15 protein-coding genes are annotated in these 18,078 nt (G+C 68.4%); 6 read left to right on the forward strand and 9 right to left on the reverse strand.

Annotation, left to right across the window (positions count from 1 at the left end; translation table 11 throughout):
* The first annotated feature begins 55 nt into the window (after positions 1 to 55).
* The 4 genes from CAL26_RS14955 to CAL26_RS14970 all read left to right on the forward strand — a co-directional run bounded on the left by CAL26_RS14955 (position 56) and on the right by CAL26_RS14970 (position 4,605).
* Positions 56 to 955 (forward strand): LysR family transcriptional regulator, encoded by a 900-nt coding sequence (locus CAL26_RS14955; RefSeq protein WP_094847670.1) that lies wholly within the window; start codon positions 56 to 58, stop codon positions 953 to 955.
* Positions 956 to 1,089: 134 nt separating this feature from the next.
* Positions 1,090 to 2,133, forward strand: coding sequence for a Fe(3+) ABC transporter substrate-binding protein (locus CAL26_RS14960; RefSeq protein ID WP_094847671.1), 1,044 nt, complete (start codon positions 1,090 to 1,092; stop codon positions 2,131 to 2,133).
* On the forward strand, positions 2,133 to 3,800 hold the full coding sequence (locus CAL26_RS14965) for an ABC transporter permease (RefSeq protein ID WP_094847672.1): 1,668 nt from the start codon (positions 2,133 to 2,135) through the stop codon (positions 3,798 to 3,800). The genes CAL26_RS14960 and CAL26_RS14965 overlap by 1 nt, the downstream gene beginning before the upstream one ends.
* A 13-nt stretch (positions 3,801 to 3,813) precedes the next feature.
* The gene (locus CAL26_RS14970; protein ID WP_094847673.1) at positions 3,814 to 4,605 is read left to right on the forward strand and encodes an ABC transporter ATP-binding protein; all 792 of its coding nucleotides are present in this window, start codon (positions 3,814 to 3,816) and stop codon (positions 4,603 to 4,605) included.
* Positions 4,606 to 4,669: 64 nt separating this feature from the next.
* Here CAL26_RS14970 and CAL26_RS14975 read toward each other — a convergent pair whose 3' ends face one another.
* Complete coding sequence (locus tag CAL26_RS14975; RefSeq protein ID WP_094847674.1) at positions 4,670 to 5,599, reverse strand: pirin family protein; 930 nt, start codon at positions 5,597 to 5,599, stop codon at positions 4,670 to 4,672.
* Between the two features lie 111 nt (positions 5,600 to 5,710).
* Complete coding sequence (locus tag CAL26_RS14980; protein WP_094847675.1) at positions 5,711 to 6,409, reverse strand: pirin family protein; 699 nt, start codon at positions 6,407 to 6,409, stop codon at positions 5,711 to 5,713.
* 110 nt (positions 6,410 to 6,519) lie between these two features.
* Between CAL26_RS14980 and CAL26_RS14985 the strand changes: the two genes are divergently transcribed.
* The gene (locus CAL26_RS14985; protein ID WP_094847676.1) at positions 6,520 to 7,485 is read left to right on the forward strand and encodes a LysR family transcriptional regulator; all 966 of its coding nucleotides are present in this window, start codon (positions 6,520 to 6,522) and stop codon (positions 7,483 to 7,485) included.
* A 94-nt stretch (positions 7,486 to 7,579) separates the two neighbouring features.
* Here CAL26_RS14985 and CAL26_RS14990 read toward each other — a convergent pair whose 3' ends face one another.
* The 6 genes from CAL26_RS14990 to rdgB form a co-directional block, all read right to left on the reverse strand.
* Positions 7,580 to 8,236: a hypothetical protein gene (locus CAL26_RS14990; protein ID WP_143277438.1), complete on the reverse strand. Its 657-nt coding sequence runs from the start codon at positions 8,234 to 8,236 to the stop codon at positions 7,580 to 7,582.
* A 125-nt stretch (positions 8,237 to 8,361) separates the two neighbouring features.
* Positions 8,362 to 9,855: a nitrogen regulation protein NR(I) gene (gene ntrC, locus CAL26_RS14995; protein ID WP_094847678.1), complete on the reverse strand. Its 1,494-nt coding sequence runs from the start codon at positions 9,853 to 9,855 to the stop codon at positions 8,362 to 8,364.
* A complete protein-coding gene (gene glnL / locus CAL26_RS15000; RefSeq protein WP_094849891.1) occupies positions 9,852 to 10,913 on the reverse strand; it encodes a nitrogen regulation protein NR(II) in 1,062 nt (353 codons plus the stop codon). The genes ntrC and glnL overlap by 4 nt, the downstream gene beginning before the upstream one ends.
* A 78-nt stretch (positions 10,914 to 10,991) precedes the next feature.
* Positions 10,992 to 12,404, reverse strand: a complete 1,413-nt coding sequence (gene glnA, locus CAL26_RS15005) for a type I glutamate--ammonia ligase (RefSeq protein WP_094847679.1) — start codon at positions 12,402 to 12,404, stop codon at positions 10,992 to 10,994.
* A 181-nt stretch (positions 12,405 to 12,585) separates the two neighbouring features.
* Positions 12,586 to 13,818 carry a radical SAM family heme chaperone HemW gene (gene hemW, locus CAL26_RS15010; RefSeq protein ID WP_094847680.1) on the reverse strand — a complete coding sequence of 411 codons (1,233 nt, stop codon included), beginning with the start codon at positions 13,816 to 13,818 and terminating at the stop codon, positions 12,586 to 12,588.
* A 16-nt stretch (positions 13,819 to 13,834) separates the two neighbouring features.
* The gene (rdgB, locus tag CAL26_RS15015) at positions 13,835 to 14,461 is read right to left on the reverse strand and encodes an RdgB/HAM1 family non-canonical purine NTP pyrophosphatase (protein ID WP_094847681.1); all 627 of its coding nucleotides are present in this window, start codon (positions 14,459 to 14,461) and stop codon (positions 13,835 to 13,837) included.
* A gap of 131 nt (positions 14,462 to 14,592) precedes the next feature.
* Here rdgB and CAL26_RS15020 point away from each other — a divergent pair, with 131 nt between their 5' ends.
* Entirely contained in the window at positions 14,593 to 16,422 is a 1,830-nt protein-coding gene (locus CAL26_RS15020; protein WP_094847682.1) for an EAL domain-containing protein, read from the forward strand.
* Here CAL26_RS15020 and CAL26_RS15025 read toward each other — a convergent pair.
* A complete protein-coding gene (locus CAL26_RS15025) occupies positions 16,306 to 18,000 on the reverse strand; it encodes a methyl-accepting chemotaxis protein (RefSeq protein ID WP_094847683.1) in 1,695 nt (564 codons plus the stop codon). The genes CAL26_RS15020 and CAL26_RS15025 overlap by 117 nt on opposite strands.
* Positions 18,001 to 18,078: the final 78 nt, after the last annotated feature.

Genomic DNA, 18,078 nt, shown 5'->3' on the forward strand with positions numbered 1-18,078 from the left:
TGGTCAAATAGCTGGATCGTCTGGTTTCATATGATTTTCTTATGGTGAGTCCCGCATGTTGAACCGCCGCGAACTCGCACTGCTGCGCGCGATGTACCAGCACCAGACCGTCACCGCCGCCGCGGCGTCCATCCACATGGCGCAGCCGGCCGCCAGCGCCCTGCTGCGCGACCTTGAAACGCGCCTGGGCTTCGCGCTGTTCAGCCGTGAAAACCGCCGCCTGCAACTGACCAGCCAGGGCCGCGCCCTGTTGCCGGAAGTGCTCAACGCACTGGCGGGCATCGAAGCCGTCGACCGGCTGGCGCGCGACATCCGCCACGGGTCCGCCACGCGCCTGGCGATCGGCGCGGTGGCCATTTCGGCGTCCAGCCTGTTCCCGGCGGCACTGGCCCGGCTGCGGCGCGGCCACCCCGACGTGGCGGTGACGATGCGCGCCGGCACCGCCCTGGAAATCGTCGACATGGCCGTGGACCATCGCATCGACCTGGGCATCATCATCGGTTCGTCGCCCGACGAAAGAGTCGATATGCAGGTGCTCAGCACGCTCAGCCTGTTCTGCGTCCTGCGTCCCGACCATCCGCTGGCGGCGCGCAAGCGATTGAGCCTGCGGGAAGCCGTACGGGACCAGGCCATCGTGCTGGGCACCGCGCTGCCGGCCGGGCGCGCCACCGCCCGCGCGCTGGAAGCGGCCGGCCTGTCGCATATGCCCACGGTGGAAGTCATGCAATCGTCCGCCGCGTGCGCCCTGGTGGCGGCCGGCGTCGGGATCGCCATCGTCGAAAGCCTGGGCGCGATCTACGCCCAGCGGCAAGGCCTGTCCGCCATCCGCCTGATGCGCGTCGACGATCTGGCGCTGCGCCTGGTGTGGCCGCGGCACCGCGGCGTGAGCCCGCCCGCCGCGGAGCTTCGGCGCTGCCTGGTGAATGAAGCCGCCGCGCTCGGCCTGGACCGGTGACGTCCCGCCGGCACCTTACACAAAGTTGAACAAATAGGGATTTCTTGCTATCTTCCCCAGCCTCTGACTGAGAATAATTTTCGTTAACAGCCTTCCGGCCCACGCGGAAGCCGGGGGCTAGTCCGGAGCTGACCATGAAACTGCACCGTTCCACCTTGTCCAAGATCCTGGGCGCGCTCTGCGTTGCCGGCGCCACCTACGCCACCCCGGCCCTGGCCGCCGGAGAAGTCACCCTCTACACCACCCGCGAGCCCAAGCTGATCCAGCCGCTGCTGGACGCATACGCCAAGGAAAGCGGCGTCAAGGTCAACACGGTCTTCGTCAAGGACGGCCTGCTCGAACGCGTCAAGGCGGAAGGCGACAAGTCGCCAGCGGATGTCCTGATGACCGTGGACATCGGCAACCTGCTGGATCTGGTGGATGGCGGCGTCACCCAGGCCGCGCCTTCGAAGACGCTGGAATCCGTGGTGCCCGCCAACCTGCGCGGCAATGGCGGCAGCTGGTACGCGCTGTCGCTGCGCGATCGCGTGCTGTACGCGGAAAAGGACCTGCCCGTCAGCAGCTTCCATTACGAAGACCTGGCCGATCCCAAGTGGAAGGGCAAGGTGTGCATCCGCGCCGGCCAGCACCCGTACAACACTGGCCTGATCGCGGCCATGATCGCGCATGACGGCGCCGAGGCCACGGAAAAATGGCTGCGCGGCGTCAAGGCCAACCTGGCGCGCAAGGCCGCGGGCGGCGACCGCGACGTGGCGCGCGACATCCTGGGCGGCATCTGCGACATCGGCCTCGCGAACGCCTATTACGTCGGCCACATGAAGAACGCCGAGCCCGGCACCGACGCGCGCAAGTGGGGCGACGCCATCAAGGTCGTGCGCCCGACCTTCGCCAAGGCCAAGGACGGCGGCACGCACGTGAACATCAGCGGCGCCGCCGTCGCCAAACACGCGCCGCACAAGGCCGAAGCCGTCAAGCTGCTCGAATACCTGGTGTCGGCGCCGGCCCAGGCCATGTACGCGCAGGCCAATTACGAGTACCCGGTCCGTGAAGGCGTCAAGCTGGACCCGGTGGTGGCCAGCTTCGGTCCGCTCAAGGTCGACTCCCTGTCCGTGGCGGACATCGCCAAGTACCGCAAGCAAGCGAGCGAGCTCGTCGACAAGGTGGGCTTCGATAACTGATGGCCTGGTCATGGGGCGCGGCACTGATCGCGCTGGTGGTATGCGCCCCGCTGGCGGCGCTGGGGTGGCAGGCCTGGGGCGGCGATGCCGGCCACTGGTCGCACCTGGCGCAATACGTCCTGCCGCAAGCGGCCGCCAATACGGGGCTGCTGCTGCTGGGCGTGGGTGTGGTGACGGCGGTGCTGGGCACCGGCAGCGCCTGGCTGGTCAGCGCGTATGAATTCCGCGGGCGGCGCGTCCTGAGCTGGGCGCTGCTGCTGCCGCTGGCGGTGCCCACCTACATCGTCGCCTTCGCCTACCTGGATCTGCTGCATCCCATCGGCCCCGTCCAGGGCGCCATTCGCGCGCTCCTGGGCTACGACAATCCGCGCCAGTTCCGCCTGCCCGAACTGCGCTCCCTGCCCGGCGCGATCTTCGTGCTGGGCTGCGCGCTGTATCCCTATGTCTACCTGACCACCCGGGCGATGTTCATGACCCAGGCGGCCAACGTCATGGAAGCCGCGCGCACCCTGGGCGCGGGCCGCTTCGCCGCGTTCTGGCGCGTCGCCCTGCCCATGGCGCGTCCGGCCATCGCGGTGGGGCTGAGCCTGGCGCTGCTGGAAACTCTCAACGACATCGGCGCGTCGGAGTTCCTGGGCGTGCAGACATTGACCGTCTCGGTCTACACCACCTGGGTCACCCGCTCCGACCTGGCCTCGGCCGCGCAGATCGCCTTGACCATGCTGCTCATCGTGGTTGCGCTGATCCTGTTGGAGCGCCATGGGCGCCGCCGCCAGCGCTATGCGGGCGCGCAGCGCATGCGGCCGATGCAACCGGTGCGCCTGCACGGATGGCGCGCGGCCCTGGCCGCCGGCCTGGGCGCGCTGCCGGTCACGCTGGGCTTTGCCGCGCCGGCCCTGTACCTGCTGTGGGAAACGCAGAAGCGCCTGCACCTGGTCGGCGGCGTATCGCGGCAGTTGCTGGCCGCCGCCGGCAATACCGTGACGATCGCGGCGACCGCGACCGTATTGACGCTGGCCTGCGGCATCGTGGTCGCCTGGGCGGCGCGGACCGTCCGGGAAAGCGGCCGGCGCCGCCTGACGAGCATGTATGCGCGCGCGGCCGGCCTGGGCTACGCGGTGCCGGGGACGGTACTGGCCATCGGGCTGCTGACGCCCTTCAACCTGGTCGACAGCGCCTTGTCGGCCACGGTTGGCACCAGCGGCCTGGTGTTGATGGGCTCGTCCGCCGGGCTGGTCTGCGCCTACGCGATCCGCTTCCTGGCCATCGCCTCGGGCGGACTGGAAGCCGGCCTGGCGCGCATACCGCCGTCGCTGGAACAGGCCGCCCGCCTGCTGGGCGAAACCGCCGGCGGCACGTTGCGGCGGGTGCATCTGCCGCTGCTGCGCCCGGCGATGGCGTCGGCCGCCCTGCTGGTGTTCGTCGACGCCATGAAAGAACTGCCGGCCACGCTGCTGTTGAGGCCGATGAATTTCGACACCCTGGCGACCTGGCTGTACGCCGAGGCGGCGCGCGGCACCTACGAGGAAGGCGCGGTGGCGGCGCTGGCCATCGTCGCCGCGGGCCTGATCCCGGTCATCCTGCTGGCACGCGGCCAGGAACGGGCCCCGGCGCGCGAAGCGCGCGCGCAACGCCACGCGGCAACCGGACAAGCATCCCCACCATGACGACAGACACAGCATGACCGCGGCACTCGAACTCGACCGCCTGAGCCTGGCCTACGACACCCCGCACGGCACCCGCCGGGTGGTGGACGGACTCAGCCTGGCCTTGCCTGGCGGGCATATCGGCTGCCTGCTGGGATCGTCCGGCTGCGGCAAGACGACCGTGCTGCGCGCCATCGCCGGATTCGAACCGCCGGTGGAAGGCCGCATCCTGCTGGATGGCGCCGAGCTGTCCAGCCCCACGCATTGCGTGGCGCCGGAAAAAAGGCGCGTGGGCATGATGTTCCAGGACTATGCGCTGTTTCCGCATCTGAACGTGGGCCGCAACGTCGCCTTCGGCCTGCGCCGCATGGCGCGCGCGGCGCGGGAACGGCGCGTGGCCGAGATGCTGGAACTGGTGGGCCTGGCGCAGGCCGGCGACAGCTATCCGCACGAGCTGTCGGGCGGGCAGCAGCAGCGCGTGGCGCTGGCGCGGGCCCTGGCGCCCTCGCCCGACCTGCTGCTGCTGGACGAGCCGTTTTCCAACCTGGATGCCGACGCGCGCGAACGCCTGGCTTTCGAAGTGCGCGACATCCTCAAGCAGACCGGCCACACGGCGGTCCTGGTGACCCACGACCAGGCCGAAGCCTTCGCCATCGCGGACCGCATCGGCGTCATGAGCGAAGGGCGCGTCGCGCAATGGGACACGCCCTACAACCTGCGCCATCATCCGGCCTCGCCTTTTGTCGCGGACTTCATCCGCCGCGAGGCGCTGGCCGAACGCCGCGCCGCGGCCTACGCGCGCGGCGCGCTGCGCACGGGATCCTAGGCCCGCATGGGTGGGGCGCGGCGCGCAACGATGCCGCGCGCGGCTGACGACTGACGGCTGACCGCTAGCGGCTCCCGGGCAGCGGCGCCAATGGAGCCCAGGGCGGCGCGGGAATGAACTCGGTCGTATCTTCCGGCACGGTCTGGCCGAAGCGATCGCGCTCCCAATCCTCGCGCGCCTGGTGGATGCGGTCGCGGCGGCTGGAAACGAAGTTCCACCACAGATAACGCGGCCCATCCAGCGGCTCGCCGCCCAGCAGCGCCACGCGCGCGGCGGTGGCGGCCTTCAGCGTCACTGCCTTGCCCGGCGCGAACACGACCAGGCGGCCCGCCTCGAAACGTTGACCGTCGATCTCGACTTCACCGCGGGCGACATAGGCCGCGCGTTCCTCGTATTCCGGGTCCAGCTGCACGCGCGCGCCGGCTTCCATGGCGACGTCGCCCAGGAACAGCGGCGATAGCGTGCGCACCGAAGAGGTCTGGCCGAACAGCGAGCCGGCGACGATCTGCGCCCGCACGCCCTCGCCTTCGGCCACCGCCTGCGCGTCGCGGTCGTAGTGCACGAAGCCGGGATCGGTTTCCTCCAGGCTGGCCGGCAAGGCGACCCAGGACTGCAGGCCCGCCAGGCGCTGGGGCTGCTGCCGGCTTTCCGGGGACGAACGTTCGGAGTGCACGATGCCGCGCCCGGCCGTCATCCAGTTCACTTCACCCGGCAGGATGGTGCGCACATTGCCCGCGCCATCGCGATGCATGATCGCGCCTTCGTACAGGTACGTGACGGTCGCCAGGCCGATATGGGGATGCGGCCGCACGTCGATGCCGACGCCGGCCGCCAGCATGGCGGGGCCCATCTCGTCCAGGAATACGAAGGGACCGACGGTCCGGCGCTCGCGCGACGGCAAAGCCCGCCGCACCTCGAAATTGCCGATATCGCTGGTGCGGGGAATCACCACGGTTTCGACCGATGCGGGAAACGGGGGCGTGAGCTGGGACATGGTTTTCTCCATCCTGGAACGATGATCACGATACGCCAGGTCGGCGCGCGGGTGGGGGGCGCCGCCCGCCCCGCGCAAACGCGGGACGGGCGGGACAGGCAGGGACAGGCGTCAGGGCAGGTCGAACACCAGGACTTCGGCGTCCTCGCCCTTTTCCAGCGAAATGGCGGCTTCGTCTTCCACGGCCAGCGCGTCGCCGTCGACCAGGGCCTGGCCATTGACGGTGATCTTGCCGCGCGCCACGTGGACCCAGGCGCGGCGTCCGCTTGCCAGGGGCAGCGTGGCGCTTTCAGCGCCGTCGAACAGGCCGACGTACAGGCGGGCATCCTGATGGATCAGGACCGAACCGTCCGCCGCGTCGGGCGATGCCACCAGGCGCAGGCGTCCGCGCTTGTCGGCTTCCTCGAAGCGCTTTTCCTCGTAGCCCGGGTCGATGCCGACGGCATTGGGCTCGATCCAGATCTGCAGCAGATGCGTGCCGCGGTCGGGCTGCGGGTTGAACTCGGAATGCAGCACGCCGCGCCCGGCGCTCATGCGTTGCACGTCGCCGGGACGGATGGTCGAGCCATTGCCCATGTTGTCCTTGTGCGCGACGGCGCCGTCCAGCACGTAGGTCAGGATCTCCATATCGCGATGCCCGTGCGTGCCGAAGCCGCGGCCGGCCGCGATGTGGTCGTCGTTGATCACGCGCAGCGGACCGAAGCCCATATGGCGCGGGTCATAGTAGTTCGCGAAGGAAAACGTATGGGCGCTCTTCAGCCAGCCGTGGTCGGCGTGGCCGCGTTCTTCGCTGCGTCGCAGGGTAAGCATGGCGGAACTCCTTGTGTACGTTGTCGATGAACGTCATTGTGGGCGCCCGCGCCGGGCTTGCGGCTGAGCCGCTTTGAAGACATCATTCAATAAATTTGAATGGTTTCCCCATGCCCGCCTCCCCTACGCCGCCGGCTTCCGACGCGCTGATCACCCCCGAATTGCTGCTGCTGGTCGACGCGATCGCGCGGCACGGCAGCTTCGCCAAGGCGGCGCGCGAAATGGGCAAGGTGCCCTCGGCCGTCACCTACGCCATCCGCGGCCTGGAAGACCGCCTGGACGTATTGCTGTTCGACCGCAGCGGCCATCGCGCCGTGCTGACGCCGGCCGGCCAGGCCCTGCTGGATGACGGCCGCCTGCTGCTGAAATCGCTGGAAGACCTGACCCGCCGCGTCCGCCGCATCTCCACCGGCTGGGAGCTGGAACTGCGCATCGCCGTCAACGGCGTGCTGCCGTGGCCGCCGCTGTACGACCTGATCGAAGAGTTCCAGACGCTCGGCAGCACCACCAAGCTGCGCTTCACCAGCGAAGTGCTGAGCGGGACCTGGGACACCCTGGCGGGCGGGCGCGCGGACCTGCTGATCGGCGGCGATGCCGCGCTGGCGCCTCCCGGGCGTTTCGCCACCCAGCCCCTGGGCGAGGTGCATATGCTGTTCTGCGTGGCGCCGCACCACCCGCTGGCCCAGGCCACCGGGCCGCTGGCGCCGGCGGACATCGGCGCGCACTGCGCCGTCGTGGTGGCCGATACGTCGCGCGCCCTGCCCCCCTTGACGCGCAACCTGCTGGATACCCAGCAACGCGTGGTCATGCCCACCATGCAGGCCAAGATAGACGCGCAGATCCGCGGCGTGGGCTGCGGCTACATACCCAGGATGCTGGCCGCGCCGTACCTGGACCAGGGACTGCTGGTGGCAAAGGCCACCCGCGACGGCGACCTGCACGAACGCCTGGCTTGCGCCTGGCGCGCGCCGGCGCAGGGCGAAGCGCTGAAATGGTGGTTGAAGAAGCTGGAATCGCCGCGCCTGCGCGGCAGCCTGGTGGACGCGCCGGCCGCCGGGCACCCGACGCGCGGCTGATGCGGCGTGGCGTGGCGCCAGGGCCACGGCCCGGCCACGGCCACTGTCAATGCCAGGACCACGGGCGCGGGCAGGACGACCGCAGCCAAACGGATCAACGGCACTTGCGCATCGACATCGCGACGGCCTGCACCACATTGTTGGCGCCGAAGTTCACCCGATGGCATCCCAGCCATTCCGTCCAGTCCCCCTTGATGGGGGTGAATTCGACATAGAACCGGGCATCGGCCGACGCCGGCGTCCCGCCCATGCCGAAGATGGCCCTGAAGGCGCCGCGCGCCCCATCGACGGCCATGGCCGTATCGGCCGCTCCCTTGAAGGCATCGACCAGCGTGGCGCCGGCGCCCAGGCGGCCGGCGATGCCGGTGGCCTGGGCCACGACCGGGTCGGCGACGATGCCTGCCAGGGTCTTGACGGAATCGCTGGCGCCGGCGGCCAGCGCCCGCGCGGCGGAAAGATCGCTGAATCTTTCCGTGGCCCGGCAGCGCGCCACCTTGACGTAGATATGCGGCAGGCCCTGGATATTGTTCACGATGCCATAGCGCGATTCGTTGGCCAGGAAATCGCTGATTTCGGCCAGGGTCCCGATCAGAACCAGTGGCCGGGCGCCCACGGAACTGTCCTCGAAGTGGTAGCAGTTGGTTCGCGCCGATCGCAGCGCCGGCGAATACTGTCCGCGGTCCTCGACGAAGCTGGCGCCCTTGAACATATGGACTTGCGCGGAGCCCTTGCGCATCAAACGGATAGACATGCCCTTCTCATGATGGTCGGTGGTGTTGGAAAAACGGCGCGCATGTTGGCATCCGCGGTTCCGACCGAGAAGGTGATTATTCTGAAGCCGGCGATGGACGGCGCCCGCCGTCCCGCCGGCGACCGCTATTCGTCTTCCATCCCGAGATCGCGCAGCTTGCGCGTGATGGTGTTGCGGCCGATGCCCAGGCGCGACGCGGCTTCGACACGCCGCCCGCGGCTGGCCTGCAGGGCCGTCTGCAGCAGTATCCGCTCGAACTGCCGCGTCAGCGTCGCCATGATCGCCGGCTCGCCGCGATCCAGCCGGTTCTGCGCATCGCGCAACAGCGACTCCTGCCAGTTCTGCGGCGAGGCATCCGCGGCCGGCGCTCCCGCCGTGGCGGGTACGGCTGATATGACGCGCGGCGTGGCCGGCTGCAGCGTGCCCGGCTGCGACGGCGCGCCGCCTTCCATGGCGCGGATTTCCGGCGGCAGGTCGGCGCGCTCGATGGTCTGGCCCGGCGCCATCACGGTCAGCCAGTGGCAGAAGTTCTCCAGCTGGCGCACGTTGCCGGGGAAGTCGAACTGGGTCAGCACGGCCAGCGCCTCGGGCGTCAGCCGCTTGGCGGACACGCCCAGCTGGCGCGCGCTCAAGGTCAGGAAATGCTGCGCCAGCGCGGGGATGTCCTCGACCCGTTCGCGCAAAGGCGGCAGGCGCAGGCGTATGACGTTCAGGCGATGGAACAGGTCCTCGCGGAACAGGCCTTGTTCGACGCGCTGCTCCAGCGGCTGGTGGGTCGCGGCGACGATGCGCACGTCCACCCGCACGGGTTGGGCGCCGCCGACGCGGTAGAACGTGCCTTCGGCCAGCACGCGCAACAGGCGCGTCTGCAATTCGATCGGCATATCGCCGATTTCGTCCAGGAACAGCGTGCCGCCGTGGGCTTCTTCGAAGCGCCCCCGGCGCAGCGTATTGGCGCCGGTGAAGGCGCCACGTTCATGGCCGAACAATTCGGCTTCCAGCAGGTCGCGCGGAATCGCCGCGGCGTTCAGGGCGACGAACGGTCCCTTGGCGCGCGCGCCGTGGCCGTGCAGCGCCCGCGCCACCAGCTCCTTGCCGGTGCCGGACTCGCCGGTGATCAGGACCGTGACCTTGGACTGCGCCAGGCGCCCGATGGCGCGGAAGATCTCCTGCATGGCAGGCGACGCCGACTGGGTCATCATCCAGCGTTCGCCCGATTCGGCTTGCGCGCCGGAGGCCTCGCCGTCCTGGCCGTCCACCGACTCCTGCGCCGCCCGCTGGATCAGCGAAACCGCTTCATTGACGTCGAAGGGCTTGGCCAGGTAATCGAACGCGCCGCCCTGGAAGGCCGATACAGTGCTATCCAGGTCCGCGAAGGCCGTCATCACGATGACGGGCAGCGCGGGATGGCTTTCCTTGATCTGCCTGAGCAGGTCCAGGCCGTTGCCGCCCGGCATGCGGATGTCCGATACCAGCGCCGCCGGCTCGTCGCCTTCGAGCGCCGTCAGGACATCGTTGGCCTGGGAGAAGCTGCGGGTGTTGATGCCGGCCCGCGCCAGGGCCTTTTCCAGGACCCAGCGTATTGCCTGGTCATCGTCTACGATCCATACAGGTTTCATGCGGATTCCATCGGCAGGACCAGGCGGAATTCAGTGTGCCTGGGTCGGGATTCGAATTCGATGATGCCGCCGTGCTGCTGCACGAAGTCCTGGGCCAGGCTCAGGCCCAGGCCCGTGCCGCCGGGACGCGCGGTAACGAGCGGATGGAAAATGCGGTCGCGGATGTGTTCCGGCACACCGGGACCGTTATCGATAATGGACAGCACGGCGGCCAAGCGGTGCTGGCGATGGGCCAGCATGACCCGCCGCGCCACACGCGTGCGCAGCGTGATCTGCGGCGGCGGCGCGTCGCCGCCAGCCGGCTGGATGGACAATTCCTGCGCCGCGTTGCGCGCCACGTTCAGCACGGCCTGCATCAGGCGCGCGGCGTCGCCTTGCAGATCGGGCATGGACGCGTCGTAGTCGCGCACGATGGTCAGGCCGTCACGGAACTCGGCCTGGATCAGGGCGCTGACGCGTTCGCAGATTTCGTGGATATTCACCGCCCGCGCGTTCAGGGGTACGCGCTGCGGCCCGATGAGGCGGTCGACCAGCGCCTGCAGGCGGTCGGCCTCCGATATGATCACCTGGGTATATTCCGCCAGCGCCGGATCGGGCAATTCGCCTTCCAGCAATTGGGCGGCGCCACGCAGGCCCCCCAGCGGATTCTTCACTTCATGCGCCAGGTTGCGCAGCAACTGCCGGTGCGTTTCGATCTCGTCGACCAGCCGGTGATTGCGGTCGGCGGTCACCCGCAGTTCGATTTCACGCACCTCGATCAGCACGGGCCAGGGCTGGCCCATCAAGGCGACGGTGGTCACCGCGACGCCGACCGACTCGGCTCCGCGTCGCAGCGACGTCATCTGGCGAACGTCGGCGACATTGCCGGCCTTCGCCAGATCGATCGACGAATGCATGGCCTCGCGGTCGTCGAACAACGACTCGGCCGGCTGGCCGGTCAGCTGGCGACGCGAGCGGCCCAGCAGATCCTCGGCCGCCGCATTCGCATATTCGATACAACCCCGCTCGTCGACCAGCAGTACCGATGTCGCGAGCAGTTCAAAGGCTTCTACATTCATCTTCATCACCCGGGGCGGTGTACAGGCGGACCGGTGCCCCGGTCCGCCCCTGCGCGCCCCCGGGAACTCAGCCGGCGATCACAGGCTGTAGTACATGTCGAATTCGACAGGGTGCGTCGTCATGCGCAGACGCTGCACTTCCTGCTCCTTCAACGCCAGATAGCCGTCCAGCATGTCGTCGGTGAACACACCGCCGCGCGTCAGGAACTCGCGATCCTTGTCCAGCGCTTCCAAGGCCTGATCCAGCGACGAGCAAACGGTCGGGATCTTGGCGTCTTCTTCCGGCGGCAGGTCGTACAGGTTCTTGTCGGCCGGGTCGCCCGGGTGGATCTTGTTCTGGACGCCGTCCAGGCCGGCCATCATCAGCGCCGAGAAAGCCAGGTACGGGTTGGCCAGGGGATCCGGGAAGCGCGTTTCGATACGGCGGCCCTTGGGGTTGCCGACGTACGGAATGCGGATCGAAGCCGAACGGTTGCGCGCCGAGTAGGCCAGCTTGACCGGCGCCTCGAAGTGAGGAACCAGACGCTTGTAGGAGTTCGTGCCAGGGTTGGTGATCGCGTTCAGCGCGCGGGCATGCTTGATGATGCCGCCGATGTAGTACAGCGCGAACTCGGACAGGCCGGCGTAGCCGTTGCCGGCGAACAGGTTCTGGCCGTCCTTCCAGATCGACTGGTGCACGTGCATGCCGGAACCGTTGTCGCCGACGACGGGCTTGGGCATGAAGGTGGCGGTCTTGCCGTAGGCGTGCGCCACGTTGTGCACGACGTACTTCAGGACCTGGTTCCAGTCGGCGCGCTGGACCAGCGTGCTGAACTTGGTACCGATTTCCAGCTGGCCGGGCGCCGCCACTTCATGGTGGTGCACTTCGACCGGCACGCCTTGCTGTTCGAGCAGCAGGCACATTTCCGAACGCATGTCCTGGAAGGAGTCGACCGGGGGCACGGGGAAATAGCCGCCCTTGACCAGCGGACGATGACCCAGGTTGCCGCCTTCGAATTCCACGCCGGTGGACCAGGGCGCTTCTTCCGACTTGATCTTGACGAAGGTGCCCGACATGTCGGTGTTCCACGTCACGCCGTCGAACACGAAGAATTCCGGTTCCGGACCGAAGTAAGCGGTGTCGCCGATACCGGAGGCCTTCAGGTAGGCTTCGGCGCGCTTGGCCAGCGAGCGGGGATCACGGGAATAACCCTTCATGTCCGACGGTTCGACGACGTCGCAGGTCAGGATCAGGGTGGTTTCTTCCATGAACGGATCGATCCGGGCCGTGGTGGCGTCCGGGATCAGCAGCATGTCGGAGGCTTCGATGCCCTTCCAGCCCGGGATCGAGGAGCCGTCGAACGCGTGGCCGCTTTCAAACTTGTCTTCGTCGATCACGTGGGACGGCACCGACACGTGGTGCTCGCGGCCGGCGGTGTCGGTGAAACGGAAGTCGACGAACTTGACTTCCGCGTCAGCAATCTGTTTCAGGACTTCTTTAGGACTTGCCATGTCATCTCCGTTGATAAAGGGTCGAGTGCTGCAACTCGACTGGCACTCGGCTAAAAAGCAACATCCATGCCATGTTTTCACATGGGAATCCCGGGGAGATCCATCCCTTGCTGGACCGATCGCGGGATAATGCACCAATTATGTGCAAAACACGAAGCATGAAACGAACTACTTTGGTGCATCAGTTCAAAAACAGTGCTTGAAGGTCGTTGAGGAACGCCCAACCGCGAGGCGTTGCCTTCAACCGGGTCGGGTCGGCGTCCAGCAAACCCTTGCCCGTGGCCGCCTCCAGTTGGTGCGCGATCGCGGCCAGCGACACGCCGGTGCGCTCGGCGAAATACGTCGCCGGCACGCCCTCCTTCAGGCGCAGCACATTCAGCATGAACTCGAAGGGCAGCTCATCCGCGGCGATTTCGCGCGACTCGGCGATGTGCGAGCCGTCGCGCGCCACCGCGGCGGCCATCCAGCGTTCCGGATTGCGGGTACGGGCTTCGCGCAGGATACGGTCGTGAAATGAAAGTTTGCCGTGCGCGCCGGGTCCGATGCCCAGATAGTCGCCGAATTCCCAATAATTCACATTGTGGCGGCAGCGCGCGCCGGGCCGCGCATAGGCGGATACCTCGTAGCGCGCCAGGCCGGCCTGGGCGGCCAGGGCTTCCACCTCGTCCTGCATGGCGGCCGCCGTGTCGTCGTCCGGCAGGTGTTCGGGCGGGAATTTCGCGAAGACCGTGTTCGGCTCCATCGTCAGGTGGTACAGGGACAGGTGCTCGGTGCCATGCGACAGAGCCTCGCGGACGTCGGCCTGGCAGGCCTGCAGCGTCTGTCCTGGCAGCGCGAACATCAGGTCCAGGTTGACGCGGGGCACCGCGGCCTGCGCCATGGCGATCGCCCGGCGAGCCTGGCCGGCGTCGTGGATGCGGCCCAGCGCGCGCAACTGCGCGTCGTCGAAGCTTTGGATGCCCAGCGACAGCCGGTTCACCCCGCTGGCGGCGTAGTCCCGGAAGCGGCCGGCCTCGGCCGTGCCCGGATTGGCCTCCATGGTGATTTCGGCGTCCGGCCACAGGTTCAGGTAGGCGCGCAGCATCGCCAGCAGTTCGTCCAGGCCCGCGGCCGACAGCAGGCTGGGCGTGCCGCCGCCCAGGAACACCGAGATCACCTGGCGGCCCCAGATCTGCGGCAGCGCCTGCTCCAGGTCGGCGCGCAGGGCGTCCAGGTAGGCGCGTTCCGGGATGTCGCCGTCGGCCGCGTGCGAATTGAAATCGCAATAGGGGCACTTGCGCACGCACCACGGCACATGCACGTAAACGGACAAGGGCGGCAGGCTGGTCAGGCCGGGGCGCAGGAGCCCCGCCGCCGCGGCGTGGCCGGGTACGGGGGCGGCGCCGGCCGGCCGGATCGGTATGGTGATGGGCATGGCGTGTGGCCGCGCGTCAGCGCGCGGCGCGCTGCAACTTCGCCATCAGCTCGCGCAAGGCCTGCGCGCGGTGGCTGACGGCGTTCTTTTCGGCGGGCGCCAGTTCGGCGGCCGTCTTGCCCAGGTCGGGCAGATAGAAATGCGGGTCGTAGCCGAAACCGTGCTCACCGCGCGGCGCATCGGCGATTTCGCCGTACCAGACGCCCTCGCCCAGCAAGGGCCGCGGGTCGTCGGCCGCGCGCACCATGGCCAGGACGGCGATATAACAGGCGCGGCGGTCCGGCTGCCCGGCCAGTTCGCGGACCAGCATGGCGTTGTTGGCCGCGTCGGATTTCTCGCCGCCGTTCATGCTGGCATAGCGGGCGGAATACACCCCGGGCGCGCCGCCCAGGGCATCCACGCACAGGCCGGAATCGTCCGCCAGGGCCGGCAGGCCGGTCACCCGGCTGGCGTGGCGCGCCTTTTCCAGCGCGTTCTCGATGAACGTGCAATGCGGCTCGGGGGCCTCGGGCACGCCCAGCTGGCCCTGCGGAATCAATTCGATGCCCAGCGGCGCGAACAGCGCGGAGAATTCACGCAGCTTGCCGGCGTTGCCGGAGGCGAGCACCACGCGGCGGATACCGGGTACTGAGTCTGAAGCCATGGGATTTGTAACCAACGATGCGGGTGGCAAAGCAAACTGGTAGTGTATCGCCCGCGCGGCAAGACACAGATTGAAACGCCTGCGCAATATGCGCCGCTCACCATTAGGCGGTTTTCACCCGGTGCCAAAGCATGCACGCGTCCGTTCCTTCCGCTCTCCCGGCTGCCGGCCCTCCCGCCGTCCTGTCTCCCCTGAGCCTGCTGGACGAGATCCTGCGGTCCGGACGCCTGAGCGCGCTGTACCAGCCGGTGATCGATTTGGCCAACAGCCGCGTCTACGGCTACGAGAGCCTGATCCGCGGTCCCGTCGATAGCGAATTCCACATGCCGGAGGCGCTGTTCGGCGAAGCCCGCCGCCGCGGCGTGCATCCGCTGGTCGAACACGCCAGCGCCACCAGCGGCATGCGCTCCTTCCAGGACGCCGAGCCGCCGGCCGGCAGCAACCTGTTCCTGAACATGTCGGCCTCGGCCCTGCTGCATTTCTGGCTGCAATGGGGCGAGGCGATGCCGGCCCGCCTGCTGGACGGCTGCGCCCTGGAGCCCGGGCGGATCATCATCGAATTGACCGAGCACGATCCGGCCTTTCCGGACATGCGCGTGCTGACCCGCATCCTGCGCGCCCTGCGCGCGCATGGCATGCGGCTGGCGCTGGACGACTACGGCGTGGGCCATGGCAGCCTGCAGCTGTGGTCCGAGGCGCAGCCGGACCTGGTCAAGATAGACCGCTATTTCTTCCATGGCATCGCGCAGGACGAGCGGCGGCAGAAGCTGGTGCGCGCCGTCCTTTCGGTGGCGCAATGCCTGGGTACGCCGACGATCGCCGAAGGCGTCGAAACCGCGGAGGACCTGGCCGTCGTCCGCGACCTGGGCATCCGCTACGCCCAGGGCTGGTTCCTGGGCTATCCCGCGGCGCGCCCGCATGGCGACGTGACGCCGCAGGTGCGCCAGGTATTGGAGCAGCGTGCGCCCGCGCGCGGCGCGGCCCGCGTCCCGGGCGCGACGGCGGCCACGCTGCGCGTGCAGGCGCCTTCGGTCTCGCCCAGCCGCCATACCAACGACGACGTCCACCGGCTGTTCGACGAACACAAGTCGCTGCACGCCGTGGCCGTGGTCGACGACGACAACCGGCCGCTGGGCATCATCAACCGCCGCGACTTCACCGACCGCTACGCACAGCGCTATACGCGCGAGCTGTTCGGGCGCGACGGCTGCACCACCTTCATGAACGGCGAACCGGTGCTGGTGGACGTGCATGCCTCCATCGACCAGCTCAGCCATGTGTTGGTGTCGGACGACCAGCGCTACCTGGTCGACGGGTTCATCATCACCCGCGACGGCAACTACGACGGCCTGGGCACCGGCGAAGCCCTGGTGCGCTCGGTGACCGAAATGCGGATCGAAGCCGCGCGCTACGCGAATCCGCTGACTTCCCTGCCCGGCAACATTCCCATCAGCCAGCATATCGGCAGCCTGCTGGAAGGCGGCGTGGAGTTCGTGACCGGCTATTGCGACCTGAACCACTTCAAACCGTTCAACGACGTGTATGGCTATTGGCGCGGCGACGACATGATCCAGCTGTGCGCGACGGTCATCCGCAGCCACTGCGATCCGCAGCGGGATTTCGTCGGCCATGTGGGCGGCGACGATTTCGTGATCCTGTTCCGCAGCGCCGACTGGCGCGAGCGCGCCGAACGCATCATCCACGACTTCAATCGCAACGCGATCGACCTGTACGACGACGAAGGCCGCGCGCGCGGCGGGATCGAAGCGGAAGACCGCTATGGGGTCATGCGGTCATTCCCCTTCGTCACGCTGAGCATCGGCGCCCTGTACGTCTCGCCCCAGTCAGGCGTGCGCATCCGCCCGGAAGACATCGCCTCGGCGGCCGCCCGCGTGAAGCACCAGGTCAAGCATGGAGACGTTCCGCTCGTCGTCGAGCCCTACCTGGCGCCCGGCGGCTGACGCGGTATCCACCGATCCGGCGCGGGCCAGCCGGAACACTTCCACCGCCTGCCGCAGGCGTTCCGCGCGGCCCTCCAGCGCCGCCACCGCGGCGGCGGTTTCTTCCGCCAGCGCGGCGTTTTCCTGGGTGTTGCGGTCCAGCCCCGACATCGCTTCGTGCATCGCGCCGATACCGGCCGCCTGTTCGGCGGCGGCCTGCGATATTTCCTGCACCAGCGCGGTGACCTGCGCGACCGCCACGCGCATATCGCCTATGGTCTGCCCGGCCGCGCCCACTTCCCGCACGCCCGCGTCCACGTGATCCGCCGAGCCGGCGATCAAGGACTTGATTTCGCGCGCGGCGCCGGCGCTGCGCTGCGCCAGCGTGCGCACTTCGCCGGCCACCACCGCGAACCCTCGGCCGGATTCGCCGGCGCGCGCCGCTTCCACGGCGGCGTTCAAGGCCAGCAGATTGGTCTGGAACGCGATGCCGTCGACCACCCCGACGATATCGCCGATGCGGCGCGCGCTGTCGGCGATATCCTGCATGCGCGCGACCACGCGGTCCACCGCCTGCGCGCCCTGCTCCGCCAGCGCCGCGACGCGCTGCGACTGGGCGCTGGCGCGCTCGGCGTTTTCCGACGTGGCGTTCACCGTGACCGCCAGGGTCGACATGCCGGCCGCCGTTTCCTGCAGCATGCCGGCCTGCTCGGCGGTGCGCTCGGACAGCTGGACGCCGCCGGCCGCCAGCGCGCGCATATCGGAATGGATATCGTCCACCGCCAGGCGTACCGAGCCGACCGCGCCGGACAAGCCGCCCTGCATGCGGCTCATTGCGGAAAACAGGATGCCGATCTCGTTCCGCCCGCCCGCCGCGATGGGCTGCGTCAGGTCGCCGTCCGCGATGCGGTCGAAATGGCCGCCCGCCTCGCGCAGCGGCCGCAGCAGCGAACGATGCAGCACCACGCGGATGCCGACGGCCAGCAGCAGCACGAACAAGGCCAGGCCCGCCGCGCTATAGACGGCGGCGTCCTGCATATGCGCCACTTCCGCGATAGCCGCGGCGCCCTGCGCCCGGGTGTAGCGCTGGAAAGCGCCTTCCGCCTTGACGTAGGCTTCCGCGGCGCCGGGCAGGACCTGGTCGTTCAGCCGATTCACCTCCACGCCGTTGAAGCCCTGGATGGCCTTGCGCATGGGCGTCAGGCAATCGTCGACCAGCCTCGCGTAGGCCCGCAGGGCGGCGTCGTACAGCGGCTTGCCTTCGGTATTGGCATAGGGCAGCGCCCGCAGGCGCTCGACGCCCTGGCGGGCATCGCGCAGGAATCGGTCGACCACCGCGACCATCTGGTCGCGCTCCGGTATACGGCCGCCTTCCATATAGGTCTTGGCATCGACCAGCGCGGCGCGGGCCTGGAATACCGCGCTGCTGACGTTACCCAGTTCGCTGGCGCGCTCGATATTGTCGCGCCCGAGTTCTTCCACCCAGGCGCGGTTCTCGCGCAGCAAGGCGATCGCCGCCGCGCCCGCCGCGACGAACAGCGTCACGAAAAGCGCCAGCACGATCGTCAGCGCCAGGTTCACACTCAATTTGTTCCGCATCACATCCTACCTACGCGCCCGCTCGGGCAAAAACATTCGGTAAGGATTATGTTGCGGTGAAGTGGCATTTTCTTGACA

Origin of the sequence: Bordetella genomosp. 9 (genome assembly GCF_002261425.1) — a bacterium.
Lineage (GTDB): Bacteria > Pseudomonadota > Gammaproteobacteria > Burkholderiales > Burkholderiaceae_B > Bordetella_C.

Excerpts from the sequence above, each read along its gene's own strand:
- CAL26_RS14975 (WP_094847674.1), bottom strand. The coding sequence starts at position 5,599 with ATGTCCCAGCTCACGCCCCCGTTTCCCGCATCGGTCGAAACCGTGGTG.
- hemW (WP_094847680.1), bottom strand. The coding sequence starts at position 13,818 with ATGCCCATCACCATACCGATCCGGCCGGCCGGCGCCGCCCCCGTACCC.
- rdgB (WP_094847681.1), bottom strand. The coding sequence starts at position 14,461 with ATGGCTTCAGACTCAGTACCCGGTATCCGCCGCGTGGTGCTCGCCTCC.
- CAL26_RS14980 (WP_094847675.1), bottom strand. The coding sequence starts at position 6,409 with ATGCTTACCCTGCGACGCAGCGAAGAACGCGGCCACGCCGACCACGGC.
- CAL26_RS15025 (WP_094847683.1), bottom strand. The coding sequence starts at position 18,000 with ATGCGGAACAAATTGAGTGTGAACCTGGCGCTGACGATCGTGCTGGCG.
- CAL26_RS14960 (WP_094847671.1), top strand. The coding sequence starts at position 1,090 with ATGAAACTGCACCGTTCCACCTTGTCCAAGATCCTGGGCGCGCTCTGC.
- CAL26_RS15020 (WP_094847682.1), top strand. The coding sequence starts at position 14,593 with ATGCACGCGTCCGTTCCTTCCGCTCTCCCGGCTGCCGGCCCTCCCGCC.
- glnL (WP_094849891.1), bottom strand. The coding sequence starts at position 10,913 with ATGAATGTAGAAGCCTTTGAACTGCTCGCGACATCGGTACTGCTGGTC.
- CAL26_RS14970 (WP_094847673.1), top strand. The coding sequence starts at position 3,814 with ATGACCGCGGCACTCGAACTCGACCGCCTGAGCCTGGCCTACGACACC.
- CAL26_RS14955 (WP_094847670.1), top strand. The coding sequence starts at position 56 with ATGTTGAACCGCCGCGAACTCGCACTGCTGCGCGCGATGTACCAGCAC.
- ntrC (WP_094847678.1), bottom strand. The coding sequence starts at position 9,855 with ATGAAACCTGTATGGATCGTAGACGATGACCAGGCAATACGCTGGGTC.
- CAL26_RS14965 (WP_094847672.1), top strand. The coding sequence starts at position 2,133 with ATGGCCTGGTCATGGGGCGCGGCACTGATCGCGCTGGTGGTATGCGCC.
- CAL26_RS14990 (WP_143277438.1), bottom strand. The coding sequence starts at position 8,236 with ATGTCTATCCGTTTGATGCGCAAGGGCTCCGCGCAAGTCCATATGTTC.
- glnA (WP_094847679.1), bottom strand. The coding sequence starts at position 12,404 with ATGGCAAGTCCTAAAGAAGTCCTGAAACAGATTGCTGACGCGGAAGTC.
- CAL26_RS14985 (WP_094847676.1), top strand. The coding sequence starts at position 6,520 with ATGCCCGCCTCCCCTACGCCGCCGGCTTCCGACGCGCTGATCACCCCC.